We start from the raw sequence: 25,033 nt of genomic DNA, 5'->3' as shown, positions 1-25,033 counted from the left end.
GTGGTGCGGGGCCGCTTAGAGCTTGCCCGTCACGATGTTGAGCATGCGGCGCAGCGGCTCGGCCGCGCCCCACAGGAGCTGGTCGCCGACGGTGAAAGCGCTGATGTATTCCGGGCCCATTTCGAGCTTCCGGATACGGCCCACAGGGATGTCCAACGTGCCGGACGCCGCCACGGGGGTCAGGTCTGCCATGGAGGCTTCCTTGGTGTTGGGAACAACCTTGGCCCACTCGTTGTCCTTGGCCAGGAGGTTCTCGATCTCCGTCACGGACAGGTCCTCGCGCAGCTTGAGCGTGAGGGCCTGGGAGTGGGAACGCATGGCGCCGATGCGGATGCACAGGCCGTCCATGGCGATGTGGTCCTTGCCCGCAGTCCCGTTTCCGGTACCGAGGATCTTGTTGGTCTCCACCCCGGCCTTCCACTCTTCCTTGGACTGGCCGTTGCCGAGGTCGGCATCGATCCAGGGAATCAGGGAGCCTGCCAAGGGTACGCCAAACTGGGTGGCGTCAACGCCTGTGCGCTGTGCGGCGAGGACCTTGTGGTCGATTTCGAGGATGGCCGACGCAGGATCGTCCAATTCGCTGCGGACCTCGTTGTTGAGGGTGCCGAACTGGTTGAGGAGTTCGCGCATGTGGCGGGCGCCGCCACCGGAGGCAGCCTGGTAGGTCATGGAGGTGCCCCATTCGACCAGGTTGTTCTTGAACAGGCCTCCGAGGCCCATGAGCATGCAGGAAACCGTACAGTTGCCGCCGATGAAGTCCTTCACGCCGCCGGACAGGCCGGCGTCGATGACGTCGCGGTTGATGGGGTCCAGCACGATGATCGAGTCATCGTTCATGCGCAGGGTTGACGCGGCATCGATCCACAGTCCGTCCCAGCCACGGCTGCGGAGTTCGCCGTGAACCTGCTTGGTGTAGTCGCCACCCTGGGCGGTGACAATAATCGGCAGCTTGGCCAGTGTCTCGATGTCGAACGCATCCTCGAGCTTGCCGGCCCCATCAGCGAAGGACGGGGCGGCACCTCCTGCGTTCGAGGTGGAGAAAAATACCGGGTTGATGTTGGCGAAGTCGTTCTCGTCCTGCATGCGCTGCATCAGGACGGAGCCGACCATGCCACGCCAACCGACCAGTCCAACGGACGGATTAGCTGCTGTAGTCATGCCCCAAGTCTAAACTTTCGGGGCGCCGAGCCGCTGTTGGTTACGTCACGGGCGCACTGCACGACGCCGGCACCGTCCGACGCCGGCACACGCCTGGGCGGGAGGCCCGACAGTGGGTGTGCGTTTAGCTGCCGGCCTCGTGCTCGTGCAACAAGACGGCCTTACGCTTGCGCAGGGCGAAGAAGGCACCAAAAGTGAATACCTGCGTGACAACGATCAGCACGATGATTCCGGCAATCCGGTTGCCGCCCAGGATCATGGTCAATCCCACGATGGCGGAAATCAGGGCGAAGAGTGGCAGGAGCATGTAGCCCAGCACGAATAGGGTTTCAGGCTTCTTCAGCATCCGGGTGCTCCTAGCTTTCGGTCCGGCGCCACGTGGTGAACCGGTAGTTTGTGCCGTTGTTGGCGGTGAGCCAGCCCTCGGCCGGCGCCACGGTGTCGAAGGTCCAGTCGGGGCCAAGCCCGGGAGCGTAGGTGTCGCCCTCAAGGTCCGCATCGATGATGGTGATGACCGCCAGGTTGGCGATGCCCATGGACTGTTCAAAGATCTCGCCGCCGCCGATGATCCAGACCTTCTGGCCGCCTGGAGCGAATTGGGATTCCAGCAGGGCTTCGTCAAGGGATGAAACCACGACGGCGCCCTCGGCCTCGGGCGTTGAAGCCCACTCGGCGTTGCGGGTCACCACGATGTTGGTCCGGCCCGGGAGCGGACGGTACTTTTCCGGGAACGACAACCAGGTCTTGCGGCCCATGATGACGGGGTGGCCCGAGGTGAGCTTGCTGAAGTGCTTCAGGTCCTCAGGCAAGTGCCATGGCATGGAGCCGTCCTTGCCGATCACGCCGGACTTTGTCTGGGCCCAGACCAGACCGATGCCCGTCATGCGTGCCGCGGTTTCCTCGGTGAAGATGACGCCGGGCAGCGGGGAAGGAGTCTCGGAAGAAGGGGTGCTCATACGGCGATCGGTGCCTTGATGGTGGGGTGGTGGCGGTAGTCCACAACCTCGAAGTCGTCCAGGGTGTAGTCGAAGATCGAGTCCGGCTTGCGGAGGATCTTCAGTTGCGGGTAGTCGTAGGGGTCGCGGCTAAGCTGCTCGGCAACCTGGTCCACGTGGTTGTCGTAGACGTGGACGTCGCCGCCGGTCCAGACGAATTCGCCCGGTTCCAGGTCCAGTTGCTGCGCCACCATCCGGGTCAGCAGCGCGTAAGAGGCAATGTTGAAGGGGACACCCAGGAACGTATCCGCGGAGCGCTGGTACAGCTGGCAGGACAGTTTGCCGTCGGCCACGTAGAACTGGAAGAACGCGTGGCAAGGGGGCAATGCCATGTCCTTGAGCTCGGACACGTTCCACGCGGAGACAATGTGGCGGCGGGAGTCGGGGTTGGCGGCCAGGTTGGTCATGAGCTCGGAAATCTGGTCTATGTGCCCGCCATCGGGGGTCGGCCAGCTGCGCCACTGCACGCCGTACACGGGGCCGAGTTCACCGTCGGAGTCAGCCCATTCGTCCCAGATGGAGACGCCTTGGTCCTGCATCCACTTCACGTTCGAGTCACCGCGCAGGAACCAGAGAAGTTCCACGGCAACGGACTTGAAGTGGACCCGCTTGGTGGTGATGAGGGGGAAGCTCCCGGCGAGATCGAACCGCAGCTGACGGCCAAAAACGCTGCGCGTACCGGTTCCGGTGCGGTCCGACTTGTGCGTGCCGTTCGCCATGACGTCGCGCAGAAGGTCTTCATAAGGGGTGGGGATGCTCACGAGTCCAGCTTACTTGCCAGCCGGCCTCGAACCAGATCAATGAGGGTTTCATCACTGACGCCCGCGTGGCGGGCGGCCAGGATGACGCTGTCGACGGCGGCCATCACCGCTGCGTCTCCGCCGACACTGCCGTGGGGCGCCCGGGGCGGGCCGACGACGACAGTCCCGTTCCGCCGTCGTGATTCAATCAATCCCGACTGCTCGAGTTCCTTGTAGGCGCGCGCGACCGTGCCCGCGGCGATTCCCAGGTCTGCGGCCAGGCTGCGGACTGTGGGCAGGCGGCTTCCGGGCTCCAGGACTCCCACTGCGATCAGGGAGCTGAGTTGCCGGCGGATCTGCTCGTACGGAGGAACAGGATCCGAAAGGTCCACCGTGATCCCGGCGGTCATTGTGCGTGTTGTCCCTGTTTGGCGACCCGCCCCCGTGGAATGGTGCGGAACAGGCTCCGCACTGGTGTCACGGAGACAAGGACCGCGATGATGGCCAGGACTATGCCAATGATGGGGAGCGGGCTGGGACCGATCGGATCCGGGCTTGCAGCGGAGGGGAATACGCCATACCAAAGGTTGCCGGTACCGATCAGCAGCGCGGCCGCTTGCCCCAGACAGTACGCGGCCAGCGTCCTCACTATTCGATACATGCTGATGGCCCTCAAAGCCGCGTCCAGTCCAGCGCCGCTTTCGCCTTCCGGGATGCCACGACGGCGGCGCACGGCAAGGATGGCCGCGGCGCCGGCCAGCGCCACCAGTATGGTGACAAGAACGGCTGCAGGCCAGGTCTTGGGACCAAACGGGCGCACTTCACCGGCCACGGCGAATGCGATCGCCACCCCCAGTACCAGGGCGCTGACAATGGCGAACGAGAGCAGACCCCTGGAGACGGGTTGCCGCGGCCAGTGGTTCGGAGCGTCGGATGTTCCGTAGTTTCGGGCGATCAGGAGATCGCCCGCTGCGATGGCTGTCAGGAGGGGGACGGCCACTGTTCCGGTCAGCAAAGGAAATGCCCACGGTGCAGGTGTTTGCGCGGGCAACAGGATCACTGCGTAGCCGGCCACCAGAGCAAGCCCGCCCACGATCCCCAGTACCGCACCGATGGAGATGCTGAGCCGGGCTGCCCGGTGGGTGCGGGGATCAGCGCGAAGCGTAGCGGCACTGGTGGTCTTGGCCGCCTTGAGCAGAGATGGCAGCCCGGGGACCGGCCACCACCACATCATCAGGAGCACGGCCATGTTGAGCAGGCCAAGGGCGTTGAACCAGGACGACTGCCATAAGTCGCCGGGGGCCGGTTGTGCCGCGAAGTTTCCGGCAATGCTCGCGAGCCCGGCGGCGATGGTGGCGACGGTCCGCAGCAAGCGGTTGGTGGCGATGGTGCGGAGGACCCGGTTGTCGTCGCTGTCGATTGTTTCCAGCTGACGGCGGCGGGCGATGAGGAGGAGTATCAAGCACGTTCCGACGGCAAGAAGCAACAGCGCCCCGCCCAGCCAGGCTGCCAGTTCCACACCGGGTATCCGGCCTTCTTGTCCCTGCCCTATGTAGCCGTTGGGAGGTGTTTGGTCCGGGGGAGTGGAAAGGTCCGGGGGAGTCGGGAGCACCGGGATGTGCTCAGGCAGCGCAGCCACCCAGGCGATGACCACGGCTGCGTAGGCGAAGATCGAGGCGGTGGTCCACGCGAGTGTTCGGGGCAGGAAATCCCCGATCCTGCGGACTGTCAGTTCGGCGTATCTGCGTGGCGCCTTGGGTGCGGGATAGCTCAGCTGGCCCAAGGTGTGAACGGCGAGGCAGGCAAGGATTGGCCACCCCAGTGCGCCGGCGATTTGCTCGGGAGTGGAAGGCGCACTTGATGACATGGGGTTGACGCGAAGGATTCCGGTGTTCATGGCCCCCTGCAGGGAGCTGGCCATCCAACCGATGATGCCCACCCATAGTCCGTGTGAGGCAGCGGAGTGCGCATCGGGCTTGGACCACACCTGCATTCTCAGGAACAGGTAGACGATGACGGCACCGACAACCGGGCCGAGGAACAACAGCGGCGGCAAGCTGACATACACGGCGAAGACCCCCAAGTCTTTGTACTAATGCTCAGCCCAATGTATCAAGCATTTGATACAAAGGCCGGGGGTCGCGCCGGGAACTTAGTCGTCGAAGGGCTTGAGCTGTTCCACGGAGACGATTTTCCGCTCGGATCCCCGTGCCACCTGGCAGACAATCACTTCGCCGGGAGTCAGGTACGGGTCCGAGGCAGGAAGGAGTGCCTTCAGGCTCTGGGGCATGTGCTGGCCCAGCTGCCTCAGGGCAGTCGGCAGCGCGGGGCGATGCGTGCACACAGCGATCGGAACCTGTTTGTCGAACAACGCTTCAATGGCGGCAGCAGTCTTCTTGGGCGAGCGCTGGTGGCTGTGCTCCGTGAGCGCTTCCACCAGTTTCACCTTGGCTCCGCTGGCCTTGGCGTAGGGTGCGATGGTGGCGACGCAACGTGCCCAGGGGCTGGTGACCACACGTTGGGGTTTCCATACGTTCAGGAGGCGCTGGACGGCCACGGCCTGCCGCTGACCGGTTGCTGCCAGCGGACGGTCGCCCTCGGCCTTGGTCCAGGAGGACCGGGGCTTCGCTTTGGCGTGGCGGATCAGCACCAGTGGCCAGGTGTCCAGTTCGCCTCGAACGTGGGCTTTCTCGAGGTACTCCAGCGGCTCCACATCCGTGGGGTTGCTGAGGAACGAGGCCGCCCGGTCAGGGCTGCACCACATGACGCTGTCCACTTCCTTGCCGTCGGGCCGGAGCTGCGCCCCGTTGACCTTGGCGGCCCAGTACCGGACCACTTTCAAACCGGCTGCTACGTGGTAGTGAATGGCGGGAAGCGGTATGCCCAGGGGAGCCTGGAGGCCGATCTCTTCCCAGACTTCGCGGGCGGCGCATTCGGGAACCGTTTCGCCGGCGTCGAGTTTTCCTTTGGGCCAGGACCAATCGTCGTAACGCGGCCGATGGATCAGGAGAACCTCAAGGGCGCCCTTGTTGATTCGCCACGGAATGGCGCCGGCCGCCACTACGGCCACCCGCTCGCCGGGGTGGTCTGTCTGATCCGCCACGGGGGTATCGCTGTTCAAGTGTTCCTCTACCGCCGTGCCGATGCGCGCTGGCGCGAACGTGATTCCAGGAGCCAGGACTGCATGTCCAGCAGGGGTTTCCCGTCCTCGTCCAAGTGATGCCTCGTCCAGTGCCCGTGGTCGTCCAGGTGCCAGCTGGCAGTGCCATCGTCCACGTAACGCCGCATGAGGTCCATGACCGTGCTGGTGTCCTCCTTGCTGGCCAGTTGCACCAGTGCCTCCACGCGGCGGTCGAGGTTGCGGTGCATCATATCCGCCGAACCGATGTACACCACGGGGTCGCCTCCGTTGCCGAACGCAAACACGCGTGAGTGTTCAAGGAAGCGGCCAAGGATGGAGCGGACCGTGATGTTCTCGCTGAGCCCCGGCACTCCCGGGCGCAGCGAGCAGATCCCGCGCACCACCACGTCAACCTTCACGCCGGCCTGGGAGGCCCGGTAGAGGGCATCGATGATGGCTTCGTCCACCATCGAGTTGACCTTGATCTGAACCAAGCCCGGGATGCCGGCGCGGGCGTTGCGGATTTCGGTTTCAATCCGCTCCACCAACCCTGCACGGACGGAGCGCGGAGCGACCAGCAGCCTCTTGAACGTGGACTTCGGGGCGTAACCGGAGAGCTGGTTGAACAGCTTGGACAGGTCTTCGCCCACTTGCTCGTTGGCCGTCAGTAAGCCGAGGTCTTCGTAGTAGCGCGCCGTGCGTGGGTGGTAGTTGCCGGTGCCGATGTGGCAGTAACGGCGGAGGCCGTCCACTTCCTGGCGGACCACCAGCGACAACTTGCAGTGCGTCTTCAGGCCCACGATGCCGTACACCACGTGCACGCCGGCCTGTTCGAGCTTGCGTGCCCAGGAAATGTTGGCTTGCTCGTCAAAGCGCGCCTTGATTTCCACCAGCGCCAGGACCTGCTTGCCCGCCTCGGCAGCGTCGATTAGGGCGTCCACGATCGGGGAGTCGCCGGAGGTCCTGTACAGGGTCTGCTTGATGGCCTGGACCTTGGGGTCCGCCGCTGCCTGTTCCAGGAAGGCCTGGACGGAAGTGGAGAACGAGTCGTACGGGTGATGGAGCAGGATGTCCCTGCGGCGCATGGCAGCAAAGACGTTGGCTGCTTTGGACGTCTCGGATTCGTTCAAGTACCGGGAAGTGTGCGGGACGTGCTTGGGGTAATGGAGATCAGCGCGGTCAATGTTGCTGATCGCGCTCAAGCCCCGCAGATCCAGCGGTGCGGGTACGGAATAGACCTCGGACTCTTCGACTCCCAGTTCCCGGATCAGCAGCGCCTTGATGTTCGGGTTGATGTCCGTCGTGACTTCCAGGCGCACGGGAGGACCGAACCGGCGACGCAGCAGTTCTTTCTCCAAGGCCTGCAGGAGGTTCTCGGCGTCGTCCTCTTCAACTTCCAGGTCCTCGTTGCGGGTGACGCGGAAGGTGTGGTGCTCCAGCACTTCCATGCCGGGGAAGAGCTTGTCCAGGTGGACGGCGATGACTTCTTCCAGTGCGATGAAGCGTGCAACGCGGCCGGGGATGGCGCCCGCGCGCGGTCCATCAACGGAAATGAGGCGCGGGAGCTGGTCAGGGACCTTCACACGGGCGAAGAGTTCCTTGTCGCTGATCGGATTGCTCACGATCACGGCAAGGTTCAGGGAGAGCCCGGAGATGTAGGGGAAGGGATGCGCAGGATCCACCGCGAGCGGGGTCAGGATGGGGAAGACCTTCTCCTGGAACATCACGCTGATGCGGTGGCGGGCGTCCTCATCGAGCTCATGCCAGTGCATGATGTGGATGTGCTCGTAGGCAAGGGCAGGGCGGATCTGCTCGGCAAAGACCCGTGCGTGGCGCTCCTGCAACCGGTGGGCCTCTTCGCTGATCTGTTCCAGCACCTCGATGGGGCTCAGGCCCGCGGGGGAGGGCACAGCGAGTCCGGTGGCGATGCGCCGCTTCAGGCCTGCTACGCGGACCATGAAGAACTCGTCCAGGTTGGAGGCGAAGATCGAGAGGAAGTTGACGCGTTCCAGCAGGAACAGGTCCGGATCCTCAGCCAGTTCCAGCACGCGGGAGTTGAACGCCAGCCAGCTGAGCTCGCGGTCCAGGAAACGGTCCGGGGTAATGTCGCCTTCGGGCTCAAGGCTCGGTGCGAACTCCGGGATGTCGATGCGGTCCTGGGTGGCCCGCGAAGCCGGCACTTCCGAGGATCCGAAGCGTGGGGGCAAGGTTGCACCCTTCGAGGTGGATCCGGCGGAGCCGACGGGGTCCGGCTGCATGGGGTTCTCCTAAGCTCAGGACGGGGGTTTCCTCCCACATTACAAGCAATTGGGCTGCCCGAATCCAAGATGTCACCGGCTTTCCGTCCGGCAATCACCGCTGGTTAATTTTTGGTTAAAGGTCCATACATCACATCGGTGTCCCAGCGAACGAAGCCCAGCTTCTGATATAGGGCTACCGCAGCCTCGTTGTCAGCGTCCACATAGAGCATCACCGCATGCAGACCCTCGTCCTGCAGGTGCCGGATTCCCGCCACCGTCAGGGCCTTGCCCAAGCCCAGGCCTTGCGCCGCCGGTGTAACGCCTACTACGTACACCTCGCCGATGGCCGGGTGGGGTCCTTGCCGGGGATGGACTTTGGTCCAGTGGAATCCCAGGAGCTCCCCTTCGGCGTTGACGGCCAGCAGGAACCCTTCGGGATCGAACCAATCCTCGGCCTTCCGCGCTTCGAGGTCCGCCAACGTCATCGCCCCCTGCTCGGGGTGATGGGAGAACGCGGCCCGGTTGGCCGCCAGCCACGCTTGCTCATCCTGACCGGGAACGAAGGTGCGGAGCGAGACGCCGTCCGGCAGCCCGGCGTCGGGCAGTGAGGAGGCCGAGGACATCAGCCGCATCTTCCACAGCTCACGCACCGGCCCGTATCCGAAGGTTGTGGCGAGCTCGGCGGCGGCCTCGTGGTTGCCGTGCGACCATGCGCTCAGCCCGTCGAGGCTCCGCTTGCCCTGCAGCGCGGCCAGCAGCCGTCCGGCTACGCCCTGGTTGCGGTAGCTCGGGTGGACGGCCAGTTCCAGCACGCCGCTTGAGTCGGGCGCTTCGACGACGACGGCGATTCCCGCCAGGTCTTCAGCCGTGGCCGGATCGGAATCTTCGTCCGGTGCGTAAAGGGCAAAGGACAGGACAGTGTGGTCACCGGCATCGACTCCGCGCAGCATCACCAGCGTCTGCTCGGAGAAGGGTGGGTTCCCATCGGACTCTTCTGCGGCGGCAGCCAGTGTTTTGACGTCCTTGAGGAGTTCGGGATCCAGGGCGCCGGAGATGAGCAGGACGGGCCAGTGTTCCGGGTGCGCGTGACTCATGATGCAAGGCTATACGTCCGAGGCAAGCCCTGTGATTTGATGTCCTGCTGGAACGGAGGTAGTCTCGATATCTCGTTCGGCTTTGCGGCTGGTTGGCAGTTCAGCTCCGCAAGTCAGCGCAGGGGGGATCCACCAGTGGGGTGGCCTCGATACGTTCGACCCGTATGTCCTCCACCACGACCATGGAAAAGGCCGGAATCCCGAAGGGGAAGACCGGCCTTTTTCATGCTCTTTCAGCGACTCCCGCTGAGTCGGCGCTCAGGCTTCCGAGAGTTCGTCATCCGGGAGCCGGACGAGCGTGAGCCGGTAGCCCACGTTGCGGACCGTGCTGATCAGGTTCTCGTGGTCCACACCCAACTTGGCGCGAAGCCGACGGATGTGCACGTCCACGGTGCGGGTGCCTCCGTAGTAGTCGTAGCCCCAGACCTCCGTCAGCAGCTGCTGGCGCGTGAACACGCGTCCGGGGTGCTGTGCCAGGTACTTCAGGAGTTCGAACTCCTTGAACGTCAGGTTCAAGGGTTGGCCACTGACGCGGGCGGTATAGCTGGCCTCGTCAATGACCACGCCCGCTGCACGGATCTCCGTCTGGGTTTCCTCTTCGCCGGGAACGGCCCGTGCCATGGCGAGGCGGATGCGTGCCTCCACCTCGGCGGGCCCGGCGGAGTCGAGCACGATGTCATCCACAGCCCATGCCGACGAGACGGCAGCCATGCCGCCTTCCGTGAGGATGAGCATAAGTGGTGCGCTGAGGCCGGTCGCCTTCAAGAGCTGGGTCAGGGAGCGCGCGCCCACCAGATCCTTGCGGGCATCCAGGAAGACGATGTCCGTGGGGTCGGTTTCCAGCAAGGCCGTCGGTTCTGCCGGGAGGATGTGGACGCGGTGGTTCAGCAACTCCAGGGCAGGCAAAATGTCCACCGATGAACCGGTGCTGTTCGTCAGGAGCAGGATGTGCGACATAGTTCCTCCAATGGGCTGTACGCGCATCATCGGGCGTCGAAACCGGAGCTTCCCGGTCGGTCACAGCGCATTGGCAGCCTCTGCCCGTTGTAACGGGATCAAGGCCAATACAGTGCGCCGTTGAAGTCCGAGTATACCCATCAGTGCCCTGCGACACATGGATTCGTGACGGGCGGGAACTGGAATTACGACATATTGGGCCGGGTTAAGGCAGGATTGTCGAGAGGTCGTAAGGCGCATCGGATTGAGGTCGGCACACAGTGAAGTCTTGGAGCATCGGGGTATTCGGACTCGTGGCGCTCGCAGCCATCGTGGCCAGCACCTTCGTTTCCCGGGAAGCCATGGTGGGTGTCGGCATCGCTGCGTCCGCGGCCGTGGGCATCGGCTGGCCGCATTTCCTGGGCGTACCGGCCAAGAAAACGTTGGCCTCCGTGATCGGGCTGGCAGGTGCCGGATCTGCCGTGGCTGCTGCCTACCTGCCTGCCCCCGGTTTTTTGGAGGGGACACCGGCTTTCATTGCCTTGGGCGTGATGGCGGTCTTCGTCGTCCAGCTCGTCCGCGGCACGGGGCAGGCCCAACGCCTGGAATCAACGCTGGGGTGCTGTGCCGGTGTGCTGCTGAATTGCCTGGGTGCAGGCTGGATTGCCAGTGCGCGGTTCAACGGTGTGCGGGAAATGGTCCTGGTGGCCGGCCTGAGCGCAGCAGTGGCTTTGTTGGTGGGAATCATCCGTTGGCCGGACCGCATTGTGGCCCCGCTGGGCGTGGTCATGGCAGGCCTCATGGGTCCGCTCGCCGGTCTAGTATTCTCGGATATCGCAGTACTCCCCGCGGCGTTGGTGGGCGTGGTAGTCGGGTCCGTCCTGGTGTGTTTCCGGCGAATGACCACCCTCCGGCGCGGACGACTCAACATTCCGGCGGCCGTGGGAATGGGTGTGGCCCCCGTATGGGCTGTGGGGGCCTTGGCGTACTTCATAGACAAACTACTCATCTACTAACGGTTAGGATGGCATCATGTCTGTACTCGCATTTGAAATCTTCTTCCTCGTTCTCCTTGGCCTGGCCAGCGTCGCCATGGCATGGTTTGCGGGTTTTGTCGTTTACCGCCTTTTCAAGGGCCAGAAGTAAGCCTTCCGGTCCTGCTCTCCTACAGAGGTAGTCGTTGTGCCTATTGAGATCCCTACCGATCTGACTCCTGAACTCGTCCCTCTTTCCTGGCTCATTGGTGAGTGGGAAGGCCGCGGCCGGCTTGGCAGCGGTGACGAGGATTCGGAGCATTTCGTCCAGCACGTATCCTTCACCCACAACGGCCTCCCGTACCTGCAGTACCGGGCCGAGACCTGGCTCAGTGACGATGCGGGCGAAAAATTGCGTCCGTTGACCGTCGAGACGGGTTTCTGGGCGCTGGAGCGGAAGCTTGAAGAGGGCGACGGCGGCCCCGGACTCATCCCCGCCGACATCGTCCCGGTCCTGAAGACCGCCGATGAGGTGGAGGAGCGCCGCAACAAGGACGGCGGCTTCGATATCTCAGTGTCGATTTCCCACCCCGGCGGAATCACTGAGCTGTATTACGGCCAGATCAAGGGCCCCCAGATCCAGTTGAGCACCGACATGGTGATGCGCGGAAGCCACTCCAAGGAGTACACGGCAGCCACCCGGATTTTCGGTCTGGTCGACGGAAACCTTCTGTGGCGCTGGGATGTCGCTGCCAGCGGCAAAGCACTCGAGGCCCACGCTTCGGCATTCCTCAACAAGGTTTCCTGACCAGAAGCCTCACCGGACGTTCCAGCAAGCAACCAGCAGAAGGAGCAGAACGTGAACAACACCCTCAAGCCGGAAGGCTATGAAGGCCTCAAAGCTGTCTTCTTCAATGGCACGCTGAAACCGTCGCCACAGCTCAGCAACACGGACGGCCTGATCAAAATCAGCCGGGACATCATGGAGAAGCAGGGCGTCCAAACGCGCCTGATCCGGACTGTGGACCATGACATCGCCAGCGGTGTCTACCCCGATATGCGCGAGCACGGCTGGGCAACGGACGAATGGCCCCAGATTTATCCGCACGTCCGGGACGCGGACATTGTGGTGGTCGCCGGCCCCATATGGTTGGGCGACAACTCCTCCCAAACCAAGAAACTCATCGAGCGGCTGTATGCGCATTCGGGTGAACTGAACAGCAACGGCCAATGGGCGTTCTACCCCAAGGTGGGCGGCTGCCTCATCACGGGCAACGAGGACGGCATCAAGCACTGTTCCATGAACGTGCTGTACAGCCTCCAGCACATCGGATTCACCATCCCACCCCAGGCCGACGCCGGCTGGATCGGTCCCGTGGGCCCCGGCCCCAGCTATCTGGACGAAGGATCGGGTGGTCCGGAGAGTGATTTTACTAACAGGAACACCACCTTCATGACGTGGAACCTGCTCCATATGGCCAGGATCCTCAGGGATGCCGGGGGAATTCCGGCCTACGGCAACCTGCCCGAGGAATGGAAATCCGGCACCCGCTTCGATTTCGAAAACCCGGAATACCGCTGAACCGAAATATTGCCCCACGCGGAATACCTCTGAGTCGCAAGGACTTCTACTACATATGACTTACAAGAGCCCTCTGTTGTCGCGCCCTGGCGCCGTCGAGGACACCGGCCTGGACGCCGGCGTCGCTGCCCACTACGGCGAACCGCTGCGTGAGCAGCGCGCTTTGGCGACCGGTACCGCCGTCGTCGACCTTTCGCACCGCGGCGTGGTGACCGTGACCGGACCGGACCGGCTGAGCTGGCTCAACACCTTGTCCTCCCAGCAACTGACCAACCTCCAGCCCGGTGTTGCCAGCGAGTTGTTGATGCTGAGCGTCCAAGGCCGCATCGAATTTGATGCCCGGGTGATTGATGACGGCGAGACCACGTGGTTGATCGTGGAAAGCGCCGAAGCTGCGCCTTTGGCCGAGTGGCTGAACAAGATGAAATTCATGCTCCGCGTCGAAATCACTGACGTCTCGGAGCAGTGGGCCGTGCTGGGGTCCACCAAGCCGGTGGACCAACTGTCCTCGCGCCTGGTGTGGGAGGACCCGTGGCCGCACGTCAGCCCCGGCGGATACGCGTACAGCATCGTCCCGGAGGAGTCCCACCCGGGGCTTGAGCGCCCATGGTTTGAATACCTGGTCCCGGCCGCCGAGCTGGAAAGCGCCGTGGACGGACTTGCACTCGCTGGTTCGCTGGCAGCCGATGCCCTGCGGATCGCGGCATGGCGGCCGCGCCTCGGTGCCGAAACCGACGAGAAGACGATTCCCCACGAACTGGACCTCCTGCGGACATCGGTCCACCTGAACAAGGGCTGTTACAAGGGCCAGGAGACCATCGCGCGGGTACACAACCTTGGACACCCGCCCCGCCGGCTCGTCTTTCTCCAATTGGATGGCTCACAGCACACGCTGCCCGCCGTGGGCAGTGTTGTTTTTGCCGGGGAACGCAAGGTGGGTACTCTGACATCGGTGGCGCAACACTTCGAAATGGGACCCGTGGCTTTGGCCGTGGTGAAGCGGTCCGTTTCAGCGGATGAAACGCTGACGGTGATGGATGGCGAGGAGCCTTACGTCGCTGCCCAGGAAGTGATCGTCGCCCCCGACGCCGGCCAGGTTGTCGGGCGCCAGACCGGATTCCTGAAGGGACCCCACCGATGAGCCACGCCACAGGCCCGGAAGCCACCAGCCCCGATGCAGGCGCCGACGACGAAACGTTGGCCCTCGCCCACGCACTGTTCGATGCTGCCCGCGAAGGCAACACGGAACTGCTCCGCGGGTACTTGTCCGCCGGCGCGCCGGCAACACTGACCAACGCCGCGGGTGACTCGCTGCTGATGTTGGCCGCCTATCACGGGCACGAAGAAGCTGTGCAGTTGATCCTCCACCACGGCGCCGACGTCAACGCTGCCAACGACCGCGGGCAGACGCCCCTGGCAGGGGCTGTCTTCAAGGGATACACGGGAGTGGCGCGGGTGCTGCTGGACGCTGGAGCAGACCCCGACGCCGGAACCCCCACCGCGCGCGAGGCTGCGGCGATGTTCGCACGGGCTGAGATCCTGGCCCTCCTGGGCTGACCCGACACTTGGCTCCGTGAGCCCGGTCGCCAAGGCGGCCGGGCTTACTTGCGCCTATATATTCCACGTGGAATAGTTGTGGTGGAATATACGTGACGGAAAGGGGCCCGCTGTGCCCAAAGCTTCCGATTTGACACCCCTGGGTGTCGCATCCCTGGCCCTCCTGGCAGAGGAACCCATGCATCCGTACGAGATGTATCAGCTGCTGATGGCCCGGCACGAAGACCGGCTGGTCAAAGTACGCCCCGGCACGCTGTACCACGCCGTCGGACGTCTGGAAGAGAACGGACTCGTTGAGGCAACAGGAACCGAACGGGAAGGGAACCGACCGGAGCGGACAACCTACCGGATCACCCCGGCCGGGCACCAAGCACTCGATGCCCGGCTCCAAGCCATGCTGTCCACTCCTGTGAACGAGTATCCGCTCTTTCCCCACGCGATTGCCGAGGCGCATCATCTCCCTGCATCCGTGGTGACGGAACTCCTGGAAGAACGGGTAGTGGCACTCTCGGCCGATTTGGACTTCCTGGTCCGGGCAGAGGCTGCCGTGACGGCCAAGGGATTGGACCGCAAGTACTGGATCGACATCACATACCAACAAGCAATGCGCCGAACGGAGATCGCGTGGATCCGCGGCCTCCTTGAAGAGTTGGGCAACGGGCAACTGCCCTGGGACGAACCCCTGCCCACTCCCTCAGAACTTTCACACAAGCCAAAGGAACCCCTTGGAAAACGTAGCTAAACCGTGGCCCGCGCTGTGGTCACTCGTGGTGGGCTTCTTCATGATCCTTATCGACACCACCATCGTGTCGGTCGCGAATCCGCGGATCATGGAGGGCCTCAACACGGACATCAACGCCGTCATCTGGGTCACCAGCGCCTACTTGCTGGCATACGCAGTGCCCCTGCTCATTACCGGAAGGCTGGGGGACCGGTTCGGTCCCAAGAACCTCTACCTGATAGGCCTCGTGGTCTTCACCCTCGCATCGCTGTGGTGCGGTTTGTCCGGTGACGTCACCCTGTTGATCGCCGCCCGTGTTCTCCAAGGCCTGGGTGCCGCCATGATGACGCCCCAGACCATGGCCGTCATCACGCGGATCTTCCCGCCGGACCGCCGCGGTGCCGCCATGGGGCTGTGGGGAGCTACCGCCGGCATGGCCGTGCTGGTAGGCCCGATCCTCGGTGGTGTGCTGGTGGACAGCCTGGGATGGGAATGGATCTTCTTCGTCAACGTTCCCATCGGAATCGTGGCCTTTGTCCTGGTAACCCGTTTCGTGCCGAAGCTGACCACCCACACGCACTCGTTCGACGTCATCGGCGTGGTCCTCTCCGCCGTCGGCATGTTCCTTCTGGTCTTCGGTATCCAGGAAGGGCAGACGTACAAGTGGGGAACAGTCACCGGCTTCGTCACCGTCTGGGGCCTGATCATCACCGGCCTAGTCGTCCTGGTGCTGTTCGTGGCCTGGCAGTGGCTGCTCGAACGCCGCGGCGGAGAACCGCTGCTGCCGCTGGGCCTGTTCAAGGACCGCAACTTCTCCTTGGGCAACACCACCATCATGGCCGTCGGCTTCACAGTGACCGCTTTCCCGTTGCCCACCATCTTCTACTACCAGACAGTCCGGGGCCTGACGCCCACGCAGTCAGCGCTGCTCATGATCCCCATGGCCGTCATTTCCGGTGCGCTTGCGCCGTTCGTGGGCAAGCTTATTGATCGCGCCAACCCCCGGTACTTTGCGTCCTTCGGTCTCGTCTGCATGGCAGGTGCGCTGTTCTGGACCGCAGCCCTGCTGGGACCGGACACTCCCATCTGGATGTTCCTGCTGCCCAGCGCCCTGCAGGGTGTTGCCAACGCCTTCATCTGGGGACCGGTATCGAACGCCACCACCCGCAACCTGGAACCCCGCCAGGCCGGTGCAGGCTCGGGTGTCTTCAACACCACGCGCCAAATCGGTGCTGTCCTGGGTTCGGCGGCCATTGCTGCCCTGATCCAGTCGCGGCTGGCGGCGGAGTTGCCCGCCGCTCCGGCCGGAGCTCCGGTGGGCGAGGCGTCGATGGGAGGCGTGCTGCCGGAGGCTCTTCATGCAGGATTCTCGACGGCCATGAGCCAGTCCATCGTGTTGCCCGCCTGCGCGATCCTGCTGGGCGCCGTGGTGGCACTGTTCTTTGGCAAGCCGAAGTCGGTGACAGGGTGGGGCGCAAAGTCCACGTCGGGGACCGCGTCGGAGCCTGCTGCAGCCGAAGCCGAGCTCAACCGCTAGAGATTCACTACAGATGATGCCCTCAGGGAGGCTCCTCAAGGGCGTCATCTGGAGAAGTACTCCGCCGGATTTCAGCCGAGGAGGACGCTCGCGTGGAGCCCGCCCGTGGCAAAGCCAAGGCTGCGGGCCATCGCGAGTGCTCCGGTATTGCTGACATCGGCTTTCCACTGCAGGGTCAGTCCGGCGGCCAGGGCTTCGTGGGCGGCGATGGACGCAGCCAAGGTGCCCAGGCCGCGTCGGCGCCAGGGAGGTGCCACCAGGACTCCCATGTTGGCCAGGATGCCTTCCCATTCCGCATAGGCGCCGCAGGCCACGGGGGAGGGCGGTGCCTCGTCCGGGTGCATGATGGTGAAACGGTGTTCCAGCCCTTGCAGCCCTACTTCGTTGATGTCGTCCGGAGGGCACAGCGCTTCAAGGCTGACGGCTTCGGGGTTGCCCCGGGAGACCGTGACATCCTCTGAAGGTTGCTGCAGCGGCAGGTCATCAGCGAAGAACAGGGCTGTTGATCCGAGCCCGTGCCCTCCGTGCGACCGGGTCAAGGTCAGCAACGTCACGTGCTGTGCAAGCTCTGTATCGGGCAGCCCGGCTGCCGCGTCCAGCGCCCATTGCGGCCCTACCAGGGCCGAAATTCCGAAGAGCCTGAGGAAGACCACGGCGCCGGCAGATTCATCCACCCGGGTGATGCGGAGGGCGGGATCGCCCGTGTCCGCTGCCGAGCTGGTGAGCCGGGACGCCGCGGTGGCGAAAGCGTCGTCGTCGAGCCCCAAATGGCGAGCCCACGCCAGCTGGATGATGGCAGCGGACGTGGGCTCAAGAGTCATGGATTCAGCCTAGCCGACTAGCCGAACAGCACCGACGCTTCGTCGTAGCGGTGTTGAGGCACGGTCTTGAGCTTGCCCAAGGCTTCCTCGAATCCCACGTGGGAGATGTCCGTTCCCTTCAGGGCCACCATGGTGCCCCAACGGCCCTCCACCACCGAGTCGATGGCGGCCATGCCCAGGCGGGTTGCCAGAACACGGTCGTAGGCGGTGGGAACGCCACCACGCTGGATGTGGCCCAAGATGGTGGCGCGGGTTTCAATACCCGTGCGTGCCTCGATCTCGGGAGCCAGCTGGTCAGCAATGCCTCCAAGGCGGGGCCGGCCGAACGTGTCCAGGCCGCGCTCGGAGTGCGGGGATTCCATGTGATCCGGAACGAAGCCCTCGGCTACCACCACCAGCGGCGCACGGCCACGGTCGTGGGCTTCCTGGACCCATTCGGTGATCTGCTCGATGCTGGCCTTCTGCTCGGGGATCAGGATGGCGTGGGCGCCCGCAGCCATACCGGCGTGCAGTGCGATCCAGCCGACGTGGCGTCCCATCACTTCGGCGATCATGCAACGGTGGTGGGATTCTCCGGTGGTCCGGAGCCGGTCGATGGCCTCGGTGGCAATCTGGACGGCGGTATCGAAGCCGAAGGTGTAGTCGGTGGCATCGAGGTCGTTGTCCACGGTCTTGGGGACGCCCACGATTTTCAGGCCTGCATCGGTGAGGCGTTTGGCAGCTGCCAGTGTGCCTTCGCCACCGATGGCGATGATGGCGTCAATGCCCAGGCGTTCCATGTGGGCTTTGATGACGTCGGGGCCGCCGCCGTTCTCGAACGGGTTGGTGCGGGAGGTGCCCAGGATGGTGCCACCCTGCTTGGCAATACCGCGGACCATGGTGCGGGGAATGTCAATGACATCACCTTCGACCACGCCACGCCAGCCGTCACGGAAGCCCACAAATTCCTGGCCGTGGATGGCGATGCCCTTGAGGACTGCTCCGCGGATCACTGCGTTGAGGCCGGGGCAGTCGCCACCGCTGGTAAGAATGCCAATTTTCATGTTTGCTCACTCATGGCTTGGAGGAATACGTGCAGAGCGCCACGCTGAGCTCCCCATGATTGTAGACGCGCATGTGGGGTGGGACACAAACGGTTACTTTTGGACCCGATGGTGCGGTATTGGAAACCTGGCCGAAAACAAGGATGCGCCCCGCCAAACGGCGGGGCGCATCAGTGCTTTATGACCGGCAGTTACTGCGAACGCCGGCTGATGAACGATTCGAGGGGGATCTTGTTGTTCTGGTCCGGCAGGATCAGCCAGCCCAGGATGTAGACGACGAACGCGGGTCCGGGCAGGAGGCAAAAGAGCAGAAAGGCAACCCGGACATAGGCCACGTCCACCCTGAGCTTTGCTGCGATTCCTCCGCAGATGCCGCCCAACCAGCGTTGTGGTCCGCGTTTCAGGCCGAAGCCCCTGACGATGCTGAAGAACTTGTCCATGGCTACAGACTTCCCTGTTGTGGTTGCTTTGTCACTTGGTAGTGGTCACTTTCCTGGAACCTTTGCGGGCGGAGAGGAGTCCTCCGACCACGAGGGCGGCTCCGGCACCGATCATGAGGCCGATCAGCACGTACGTGCCGTTCAACGTCACCCAACCGAGCGTCGAGATGACGATCAGGGCAGCCAGCGCCATCACGATCAACCCCCACACTACGGTGCCGATGCGGGCTTGCCGGGGCTCGTCATCCTCGGTGTGCTCCACGTGGAAGCTGCGCTCAAGAGGCGGCGTGAGTGGAATCTGTTCAAGGCGCGGTTTAGGCAGGGCTTCGGTGGGGCGGGTTTCCTTGGGCAGGGCTTCGGTGGGGTGTGCGTCCTTGGGCAGCGGCGCTGTTGGCTGGGCGTCGTTCGCCTTGCCTGGCTCGTTGATGCTCATGTCAGTTTCCTTCCTGGATGGTCACGTTGCTGAACGTGCCGTCGATTTCCACCACGAGGTTGGCTCCGGGCTTTTCGGTGTTGTAAACAGCCCGGTCGTCCTGGAGGCGGCCGCCGCGGTCCGAGCCGCGTTCGTTGAGGTTGCCGAATGTCATGTCCGTCCTGACTTCCACTGGCACGTCGTCGGGGATGATGACGGTGACGTTGCTTGCGGTGGCATCCACGGGGATGGTGACCTCGGAGATCAGCGGTGGTGTCAGGGCCATTTCGCTCAAGTCCAACTGTCCTTGGGCCCCTGTGACGTTGATGCCCAGCCGCGCTTGGTCCAGGCTGGTGGGCGTCCAGTTGACGTCGTGGAAAGTGAAGCGGTCTCCGTCCCGGGGGACCACGTTGAAGATACCGCCGATGATCAGCGCGACCACCGCGAGGAAGCCAAGGAATCCTGAGGTCCGGCCCCGCAAACCGGCAACCAGAATGCCCAGGCCCAGAACTGCGGCGCCGGTGGCCCACACCACGGCGTTGGCCGAGTTACCCAGCTCAATGACGTTGCCGGCGTCGAGCGCTTTCAAGGTACCGCCGGCCAGCAACGCTGCTCCGGCGGAGACTGCGACGATCGCGGCTCCTGGACCCTTGCGCTTGGGGACGGCAGGCTTGGGCTGCCAGTCTTGCGGGGAAGCGGGACCGTGCGGCGGGCGGGGACCGGAGGGCGAGGAAGGGCCCGACGGCGTGAACGGTCCTGCAGGCGGAACGGCGCCGTAACCTTGGGGTTTCGTGCCTGGGTGGCCCGTCCCGTAGACAGGCACGCCGGTGTTCGTCGTGGCCGCAGCCCCGTAAGTGGTTGGCGTCCCATAAGTAGTCGGCGTCCCGTAAGCGGTTGGCGCCCCGGAGGCCGACGGGTAGTTCTGCCGGTTCACGGGCGGATTCCCTTTCGAAGCTTTGTTGCGTTGGACCAGGAAGTAGATGAGGTAGAACACGCCACCCATCCAGAAAAGCGTCCAGAACACGCCGGGGAGACCGTCCCAGCCCCAGCCCCAGAATCCGCGGCCAAGGCCTGGGAGCCCGATGATCGTGGTGATCAGGGCACCGGTCATGCCCCCGGACCAGCGGCCTGCGGCAGCTTCCTGTACGTGGATGCGGCCGTCAGGCTCGGGCAGGAGCGCCCAGGCAATGCCGTACAGCAGCACCCCGACGCCGGCGAAGAGTGCCAGGACAATGAAGATGCCCCTCACAATCAGCGGGTCAATGCCAAAACGGTGGGCAATGCCGCTTGCCACGCCGCCAATCCAGCGGTCCGGTCCGCGGCGAACGCCCTGGTTCCGGATCCAGTCGAAGAAGTTCTCCTGGGAAGTGGACGGCGCGTTGCCGGCTTGGGGGTAACTGCCGTTGGCCGGGCCCGAACCGGCAGCGCCGGAAGCTGTGGCGCCGGAAGCTGTGGCGCCGGAAGCCGGACCGGTGGCGCCGGAAGCCGAACCGGTGGCGCCGGAACCGGTGGCGCCCGAAGCGGAACCGGCAGCGCCGGTGGAGGCACCAATAGCGGCGCCGGAGCCGGATGTGCCGGCAGTGCCTGGCGTTCCGGGTTCCTCTGGATTCATGCTGTTCGCGTTCATACTTCGATCCTGCCGTCCAGTCAGTCCTCCCCTCTACTGGGGGATACCCTGAATGATCCCTGAGGGACCCCCGAACAACGCTGGTTTCCGGTCCGGGTCACCCTGATCCGTGTTTGGATTGGTACATGACAACCGCTCTGGAACGCCCCGTGCTGGTCCGCAGCAGCGACCGCATGATCGCGGGCGTCTGCAGCGGTTTGGCCGACCATCTGGGCTGGCCGGTCAAGTTTGTCCGGCTTGGCATGGTCCTCGCCTGCTTCGCCGGCGGAGCAGGCGTGGCCTTTTACGCGTGGCTGTGGACCATGGTTCCCACCGCGGACGAGAGCGCCAAGCGCAACGCCCGCCGTCCGGCGTCGCCCATTGCTCCTGCCGTGAGCTTGCCGCCCTCCGCTGAGCCCTTTGGTGGATCCGTACGGCCGCCAATGGCGTACGACGCCGGCCACGGACCGACGGCGGTCAGCGCACCGCCGGTAGGCGGTTCAGTGACGGGCAGCGGTCGAGTGATGGGCAGCGGTTCCTTCCCTGACAGCGGTGCTGCAGCGGGCGCCGGCCCGGTTCCTCCCGCAGGAGCCGCAGGGTTGGGGGCCGCTTACTCCTCCTGGGATTGGGCGGGCAGCGGCGGTGACAACAGTCTGGCGTCGTGGTTCTCTTTCCGGCGTATCCAATATGGCAAGGAAATCCTGCTCGGAGCTGCCTTGCTCCTGGTGGCCGCGATCCTGATAGCCCGCCAGTTCGGGGTCGACGTTCCCTTGGGGACCCTCATCCCGGCAGCGGCCATCCTGGGTGGTGCGGCGATTGCCTGGATGCAGCTCGACGAAACCCGCAGGGCCGGCCTCGTGGACAAGACGAAGGCCGACCAGGCCGGCGGCTGGGTTCGCTTGGCTGCCGGCCTGGCGCTGGTGGTGGCAGGCGTGCTGGTGATGGTCTCGGGCTCAGGCTCCTGGGAGCAGACATGGCTGGCCCTGCTGGCGTCCGTGGCCGTCCTGGGCGGCGTTGCCCTGGTCCTGCTGCCATGGGGCCTCAAGTTTTGGAAGGACCTTGAAACCGAACGGGCAGGCCGCATCCGTGAGACGGAACGCGCTGAAATCGCCGCCCACCTCCACGACTCGGTGCTGCAGACCCTGGCACTCATCCAGCGCAGAGCCGGTTCCGAGCAGGACGTGATCCGGCTCGCCAGGGCGCAGGAGCGCGAACTCCGGGCCTGGCTCTTCAGCGATGCGGCCAAGGAATCCGGACTCCTGGCCGAGCGGATCAAAGCCATCGCAGCGGAAGTGGAGGATTCCCACGGCCACGCGGTGGAAGTGGTCACCGTGGGTGATACGCAGATGACCGACCGGCATGAGGCCATGGTGCAGGCGGCTCGGGAAGCGATGCTCAACGCCGCACGACATGGGGGCGGTACGGTCTCCGTGTATCTCGAGAGTACTGCCGGCAGCACGGAGATCTTCATCAAGGACCGCGGCCCCGGCTTCGACCTTGATGCTGTGCCCGACGACAGGTTGGGCGTCAAGGAATCGATCATCGGCCGCATGAAGCGGCACGGTGGAACGGCAACCATCAACAGCGGCAGCGACGGAACGGAAGTCCGCTTGGCCCTGCCCACCGTGAATGGCGAGATGGGCGAACAGCGGACCAACGAAGTCCGGAATGGAGAAGCGAAGCAATGAACACCACCCCCGGGAATGGACCAGGACGCACGGTTCGGGTAGTGATCGTGGATGACCACACGATCTTCCGGTCCGGGCTGAAAGCCGACCTCGATGCCCGCATGGACGTCGTGGGGGAGGCGGGAACGGTGGAGCAAGCCATTGCCGTCATTGCCGAAGCCCGCCCCGAGGTAGTACTTCTGGATGTCCACCTGCCTGGCGGCCTCGGGGGCGGCGGGCGCGAGGTGATTGCAGGATCGGCGGCGCTGTTGGGCACCACCAGCTTCCTGGCACTAAGTGTTTCGGACGCTGCTGAGGACGTGGTCTCCGTGATCCGTGCCGGCGCCCGGGGATATGTCACCAAGACCATCTCCGGCAAGGAAATTTCCGGCGCCGTGATCCGCGTAGCCGACGGCGACGCCGTGTTCTCGCCGAGGCTTGCAGGCTTCGTCCTGGATGCTTTCGGCACCGCTCCCGCAGACATCGCGGACGACGAACTGGACAAGCTCTCTGCCCGCGAGCTCGAAGTCATGCGGCTCATCGCGCGGGGCTACAGCTACAAGGAAGTTGCCAAGGAGCTCTTCATTTCGATCAAGACCGTGGAAACGCACGTTTCAGCGGTCTTGAGGAAGCTGCAACTCTCCAGCAGGCACGAGCTCACCAAGTGGGCCGCCGAGCGCCGCCTCCTCTAACGCTCTCTCACCTAACGTCGGGTTTTCCCGGTCGCTCTCTCACCTAACGCGGCTTAAACGAAAACGCCCTCCCACCTAAGCGACGGTGGAAGAGCGTTTTGGTTGACCGGTTGCTACTTGGCCTTGCCCAGGAATTCCTGGATGCGGCGAACACCTTCAGCAAGGTCGTCGTCGCCAAGCGCGTAGGACAGGCGGACGTAGCCGGAGGGGCCGAAGGCCTCGCCCGGAACCACGGCCACCTCCACCTCGTCCAAGATCAGCGTCGCGAGTTCTGCCGAGGTTGATGGGCGGACAGGACCGTTGGAGGTCTCGAATTCCTTACCCAGCAGCCCGCGGACGTCTGCGTACACGTAGAAGGCGCCCGTCGGCGTCGGGCATTCAACACCGTCGATTGCGTTGAGCCCGGCAACAATTGCCTTGCGGCGGCGGTCGAACGCCACCTTCATCTCGTCGACGGCGGTCAGCGGACCCGTGAGGGCGGCGGCGGCGGCGACCTGCATGATGTTCGAAACGTTGGACGTCGCGTGGGACTGAAGGTTTGTGGCGGCCTTGATGACGTCGGCCGGGCCGATCATCCAACCGACCCGCCAACCGGTCATGGCGTAGGTCTTGGCGACACCGTTGAGGATGACAACCTTGTCGCCGAGTTCGGGAGCTGCCGTGGCGATCGAGGTGAACTCGACGCCGTCGTAGGTCAGGTGCTCGTAGATTTCGTCCGTGACAACCCAGAGGCCCTTGGACGCAGCCCACTTGCCGATCTCCGCGACCTGCTCCGGGCTGTAAACGGCGCCGGTGGGGTTGGACGGGGAAACGAACAGCAGGATCTTGGTCCGGTCCGTCACTGCGGCTTCGAGCTGCTCGACGGTCACGAGGTAGCCCTGCTCCGGACCGGCGAAAACCTCGACGGGCACGCCGCCGGCGAGGCGGATGGCTTCCGGGTAGGTGGTCCAGAACGGGGTGGGGATGATGACCTCATCGCCCGGATCCACCAAGGTGGCGAAGGTGTTGTAGACAGCCTGCTTGCCACCGTTGGTCACCAAAACCTGGGAAGGGTCCACCTGGTAACCGGAGTCCCGGAGGGTCTTCTCCGCAATGGCCTTCTTCAGCTCAGGAAGGCCGCCTGCGGGGGAGTATCGGTGGTATTTCGGCTGGGAGGCAGCTTCAATGGCGGCCTGGACGATGTAATCCGGGGTGGGGAAATCGGGCTCGCCGGCACCGAAACCGATCACGGGACGTCCCGCGGCCTTCAGTGCCTTGGCCTTGGCGTCAACGGCAAGGGTGGCGGACTCGGCAATGGCGGAGATTCGCTGTGAAATGCGGGCGGCAGTTGTTCCGGCAGACATCTATGTACCGTTCTTCGCAGGCAGCTCGTGGGCTGGATGATGGGATTCGACGTAAACTACCTTATGCTGTTCTGCGGACCTCCCGGGCGACTGCGGGACTTTGTGACTGTTAATGCTGGTCACAGGTTTCCGGGGCTGGGAGGACCGGAAGTGAGCCGGTTCGACTATCGCGAATTTCTTGCGTAGACTGGTTCACCGGTGTTGAAAAGCACCACAGGCTGAAGTGCGGCCTGAAACATGGATTCGATCCATAGGGTAGTGGCGCAATTGGTAGCGCAGCGGTCTCCAAAACCGCAGGTTGCAGGTTCGAGTCCTGTCTGCCCTGCGCAAGCTGTTCCGGCGGAAACGCCGGGG

Annotated in this window: 25 protein-coding genes and 1 tRNA gene; 10 read left to right on the top strand and 16 right to left on the bottom strand. The window is 64.1% G+C overall.

Annotation, left to right across the window (positions count from 1 at the left end; genetic code table 11):
* Positions 1 to 15: 15 nt before the first annotated feature.
* The 10 genes from asd to QF015_RS07010 form a co-directional block, all read right to left on the bottom strand.
* The gene (asd, locus tag QF015_RS07055) at positions 16 to 1,158 is read right to left on the bottom strand and encodes an aspartate-semialdehyde dehydrogenase (RefSeq protein ID WP_207594265.1); all 1,143 of its coding nucleotides are present in this window, start codon (positions 1,156 to 1,158) and stop codon (positions 16 to 18) included.
* 124 nt (positions 1,159 to 1,282) lie between these two features.
* Entirely contained in the window at positions 1,283 to 1,504 is a 222-nt protein-coding gene (locus tag QF015_RS07050; protein WP_310206105.1) for an NF038396 family protein, read from the bottom strand.
* 10 nt (positions 1,505 to 1,514) lie between these two features.
* Entirely contained in the window at positions 1,515 to 2,114 is a 600-nt protein-coding gene (locus QF015_RS07045) for a dihydrofolate reductase (RefSeq protein ID WP_310206102.1), read from the bottom strand.
* On the bottom strand, positions 2,111 to 2,914 hold the full coding sequence (locus tag QF015_RS07040; protein ID WP_310206099.1) for a thymidylate synthase: 804 nt from the start codon (positions 2,912 to 2,914) through the stop codon (positions 2,111 to 2,113). Before QF015_RS07040 ends, QF015_RS07045 begins: the two co-directional genes overlap by 4 nt.
* Complete coding sequence (locus tag QF015_RS07035) at positions 2,911 to 3,303, bottom strand: GntR family transcriptional regulator (protein WP_310206096.1); 393 nt, start codon at positions 3,301 to 3,303, stop codon at positions 2,911 to 2,913. The genes QF015_RS07040 and QF015_RS07035 overlap by 4 nt, the downstream gene beginning before the upstream one ends.
* Entirely contained in the window at positions 3,300 to 4,976 is a 1,677-nt protein-coding gene (locus QF015_RS07030) for a hypothetical protein (protein WP_429387956.1), read from the bottom strand. Before QF015_RS07030 ends, QF015_RS07035 begins: the two co-directional genes overlap by 4 nt.
* Positions 4,977 to 5,045: 69 nt before the next feature.
* Positions 5,046 to 6,014 carry an NUDIX hydrolase gene (locus QF015_RS07025; protein WP_429387953.1) on the bottom strand — a complete coding sequence of 323 codons (969 nt, stop codon included), beginning with the start codon at positions 6,012 to 6,014 and terminating at the stop codon, positions 5,046 to 5,048.
* Between the two features lie 8 nt (positions 6,015 to 6,022).
* Positions 6,023 to 8,272 (bottom strand): RNA degradosome polyphosphate kinase, encoded by a 2,250-nt coding sequence (locus QF015_RS07020; protein ID WP_310206086.1) that lies wholly within the window; start codon positions 8,270 to 8,272, stop codon positions 6,023 to 6,025.
* 104 nt (positions 8,273 to 8,376) lie between these two features.
* Positions 8,377 to 9,348, bottom strand: a complete 972-nt coding sequence (mshD, locus tag QF015_RS07015) for a mycothiol synthase (protein ID WP_429387951.1) — start codon at positions 9,346 to 9,348, stop codon at positions 8,377 to 8,379.
* A 258-nt stretch (positions 9,349 to 9,606) separates the two neighbouring features.
* Positions 9,607 to 10,305, bottom strand: coding sequence for a winged helix-turn-helix transcriptional regulator (locus tag QF015_RS07010; protein WP_018776718.1), 699 nt, complete (start codon positions 10,303 to 10,305; stop codon positions 9,607 to 9,609).
* 260 nt (positions 10,306 to 10,565) lie between these two features.
* On the opposite strand from QF015_RS07010, the gene QF015_RS07005 reads away from it, so the two are divergent.
* The 7 genes from QF015_RS07005 (at position 10,566) to QF015_RS06975 (ending at position 16,655) form a co-directional block, all read left to right on the top strand.
* Complete coding sequence (locus tag QF015_RS07005) at positions 10,566 to 11,300, top strand: permease (RefSeq protein WP_310206080.1); 735 nt, start codon at positions 10,566 to 10,568, stop codon at positions 11,298 to 11,300.
* 166 nt (positions 11,301 to 11,466) lie between these two features.
* Positions 11,467 to 12,066, top strand: a complete 600-nt coding sequence (locus QF015_RS07000; RefSeq protein ID WP_026539784.1) for an FABP family protein — start codon at positions 11,467 to 11,469, stop codon at positions 12,064 to 12,066.
* 51 nt (positions 12,067 to 12,117) lie between these two features.
* Entirely contained in the window at positions 12,118 to 12,840 is a 723-nt protein-coding gene (locus tag QF015_RS06995) for a flavodoxin family protein (RefSeq protein WP_310206077.1), read from the top strand.
* Positions 12,841 to 12,895: 55 nt separating this feature from the next.
* Complete coding sequence (locus tag QF015_RS06990; RefSeq protein ID WP_429387948.1) at positions 12,896 to 13,981, top strand: YgfZ/GcvT domain-containing protein; 1,086 nt, start codon at positions 12,896 to 12,898, stop codon at positions 13,979 to 13,981.
* Complete coding sequence (locus QF015_RS06985) at positions 13,978 to 14,397, top strand: ankyrin repeat domain-containing protein (RefSeq protein WP_310206071.1); 420 nt, start codon at positions 13,978 to 13,980, stop codon at positions 14,395 to 14,397. Before QF015_RS06990 ends, QF015_RS06985 begins: the two co-directional genes overlap by 4 nt.
* 112 nt (positions 14,398 to 14,509) lie before the next feature.
* Positions 14,510 to 15,139, top strand: a complete 630-nt coding sequence (locus QF015_RS06980) for a PadR family transcriptional regulator (protein ID WP_310206068.1) — start codon at positions 14,510 to 14,512, stop codon at positions 15,137 to 15,139.
* Positions 15,123 to 16,655, top strand: a complete 1,533-nt coding sequence (locus QF015_RS06975) for a DHA2 family efflux MFS transporter permease subunit (protein WP_310206065.1) — start codon at positions 15,123 to 15,125, stop codon at positions 16,653 to 16,655. The genes QF015_RS06980 and QF015_RS06975 overlap by 17 nt, the downstream gene beginning before the upstream one ends.
* Before the next feature lie 71 nt (positions 16,656 to 16,726).
* Here the strand turns inward: QF015_RS06975 and QF015_RS06970 are convergent, their stop codons facing one another.
* The 5 genes from QF015_RS06970 to QF015_RS06950 all read right to left on the bottom strand — a co-directional run bounded on the left by QF015_RS06970 (position 16,727) and on the right by QF015_RS06950 (position 20,998).
* A complete protein-coding gene (locus QF015_RS06970) occupies positions 16,727 to 17,476 on the bottom strand; it encodes a GNAT family N-acetyltransferase (RefSeq protein WP_310206062.1) in 750 nt (249 codons plus the stop codon).
* 17 nt (positions 17,477 to 17,493) lie between these two features.
* Positions 17,494 to 18,519: a 6-phosphofructokinase gene (locus tag QF015_RS06965; protein WP_018776708.1), complete on the bottom strand. Its 1,026-nt coding sequence runs from the start codon at positions 18,517 to 18,519 to the stop codon at positions 17,494 to 17,496.
* 191 nt (positions 18,520 to 18,710) lie between these two features.
* Positions 18,711 to 18,959 (bottom strand): PspC domain-containing protein, encoded by a 249-nt coding sequence (locus QF015_RS06960; RefSeq protein ID WP_310206059.1) that lies wholly within the window; start codon positions 18,957 to 18,959, stop codon positions 18,711 to 18,713.
* A gap of 31 nt (positions 18,960 to 18,990) precedes the next feature.
* Positions 18,991 to 19,392, bottom strand: coding sequence for a hypothetical protein (locus QF015_RS06955; RefSeq protein WP_310206057.1), 402 nt, complete (start codon positions 19,390 to 19,392; stop codon positions 18,991 to 18,993).
* Position 19,393: 1 nt separating this feature from the next.
* Entirely contained in the window at positions 19,394 to 20,998 is a 1,605-nt protein-coding gene (locus tag QF015_RS06950) for a PspC domain-containing protein (protein ID WP_429387944.1), read from the bottom strand.
* Between the two features lie 125 nt (positions 20,999 to 21,123).
* Between QF015_RS06950 and QF015_RS06945 the strand changes: the two genes are divergently transcribed.
* Positions 21,124 to 22,665, top strand: a complete 1,542-nt coding sequence (locus tag QF015_RS06945) for an ATP-binding protein (RefSeq protein ID WP_429387941.1) — start codon at positions 21,124 to 21,126, stop codon at positions 22,663 to 22,665.
* Positions 22,662 to 23,336, top strand: a complete 675-nt coding sequence (locus tag QF015_RS06940; protein WP_429387939.1) for a LuxR C-terminal-related transcriptional regulator — start codon at positions 22,662 to 22,664, stop codon at positions 23,334 to 23,336. The genes QF015_RS06945 and QF015_RS06940 overlap by 4 nt, the downstream gene beginning before the upstream one ends.
* Positions 23,337 to 23,449: 113 nt before the next feature.
* Here QF015_RS06940 and QF015_RS06935 read toward each other — a convergent pair whose 3' ends face one another.
* Positions 23,450 to 24,679: a pyridoxal phosphate-dependent aminotransferase gene (locus tag QF015_RS06935; protein ID WP_310206045.1), complete on the bottom strand. Its 1,230-nt coding sequence runs from the start codon at positions 24,677 to 24,679 to the stop codon at positions 23,450 to 23,452.
* 252 nt (positions 24,680 to 24,931) lie between these two features.
* On the opposite strand from QF015_RS06935, the gene QF015_RS06930 reads away from it, so the two are divergent.
* Positions 24,932 to 25,004 (top strand) — tRNA-Trp (locus tag QF015_RS06930).
* Positions 25,005 to 25,033: the final 29 nt, after the last annotated feature.

Origin of the sequence: Paenarthrobacter sp. TE4293 (genome assembly GCF_050435325.1) — a bacterium.
In the GTDB taxonomy this organism is placed as follows: domain Bacteria; phylum Actinomycetota; class Actinomycetes; order Actinomycetales; family Micrococcaceae; genus Arthrobacter; species Arthrobacter nitroguajacolicus_C.
This window is presented reverse-complemented; position numbering and strand designations above follow the sequence as displayed.

What these genes read in the sequence shown, in the direction of transcription:
- asd (WP_207594265.1), bottom strand. Translation starts at nt 1,158, where the DNA reads ATGACTACAGCAGCTAATCCGTCCGTTGGACTGGTCGGTTGGCGTGGC.
- QF015_RS07050 (WP_310206105.1), bottom strand. Translation starts at nt 1,504, where the DNA reads ATGCTGAAGAAGCCTGAAACCCTATTCGTGCTGGGCTACATGCTCCTG.
- QF015_RS07045 (WP_310206102.1), bottom strand. Translation starts at nt 2,114, where the DNA reads ATGAGCACCCCTTCTTCCGAGACTCCTTCCCCGCTGCCCGGCGTCATC.
- QF015_RS07035 (WP_310206096.1), bottom strand. Translation starts at nt 3,303, where the DNA reads ATGACCGCCGGGATCACGGTGGACCTTTCGGATCCTGTTCCTCCGTAC.
- QF015_RS07020 (WP_310206086.1), bottom strand. Translation starts at nt 8,272, where the DNA reads ATGCAGCCGGACCCCGTCGGCTCCGCCGGATCCACCTCGAAGGGTGCA.
- mshD (WP_429387951.1), bottom strand. Translation starts at nt 9,348, where the DNA reads ATGAGTCACGCGCACCCGGAACACTGGCCCGTCCTGCTCATCTCCGGC.
- QF015_RS07010 (WP_018776718.1), bottom strand. Translation starts at nt 10,305, where the DNA reads ATGTCGCACATCCTGCTCCTGACGAACAGCACCGGTTCATCGGTGGAC.
- QF015_RS06990 (WP_429387948.1), top strand. Translation starts at nt 12,896, where the DNA reads ATGACTTACAAGAGCCCTCTGTTGTCGCGCCCTGGCGCCGTCGAGGAC.
- QF015_RS06985 (WP_310206071.1), top strand. Translation starts at nt 13,978, where the DNA reads ATGAGCCACGCCACAGGCCCGGAAGCCACCAGCCCCGATGCAGGCGCC.
- QF015_RS06970 (WP_310206062.1), bottom strand. Translation starts at nt 17,476, where the DNA reads ATGACTCTTGAGCCCACGTCCGCTGCCATCATCCAGCTGGCGTGGGCT.
- QF015_RS06965 (WP_018776708.1), bottom strand. Translation starts at nt 18,519, where the DNA reads ATGAAAATTGGCATTCTTACCAGCGGTGGCGACTGCCCCGGCCTCAAC.
- QF015_RS06960 (WP_310206059.1), bottom strand. Translation starts at nt 18,959, where the DNA reads ATGGACAAGTTCTTCAGCATCGTCAGGGGCTTCGGCCTGAAACGCGGA.
- QF015_RS06955 (WP_310206057.1), bottom strand. Translation starts at nt 19,392, where the DNA reads ATGAGCATCAACGAGCCAGGCAAGGCGAACGACGCCCAGCCAACAGCG.
- QF015_RS06950 (WP_429387944.1), bottom strand. Translation starts at nt 20,998, where the DNA reads ATGAACGCGAACAGCATGAATCCAGAGGAACCCGGAACGCCAGGCACT.
- QF015_RS06945 (WP_429387941.1), top strand. Translation starts at nt 21,124, where the DNA reads ATGACAACCGCTCTGGAACGCCCCGTGCTGGTCCGCAGCAGCGACCGC.
- QF015_RS06940 (WP_429387939.1), top strand. Translation starts at nt 22,662, where the DNA reads ATGAACACCACCCCCGGGAATGGACCAGGACGCACGGTTCGGGTAGTG.
- QF015_RS06935 (WP_310206045.1), bottom strand. Translation starts at nt 24,679, where the DNA reads ATGTCTGCCGGAACAACTGCCGCCCGCATTTCACAGCGAATCTCCGCC.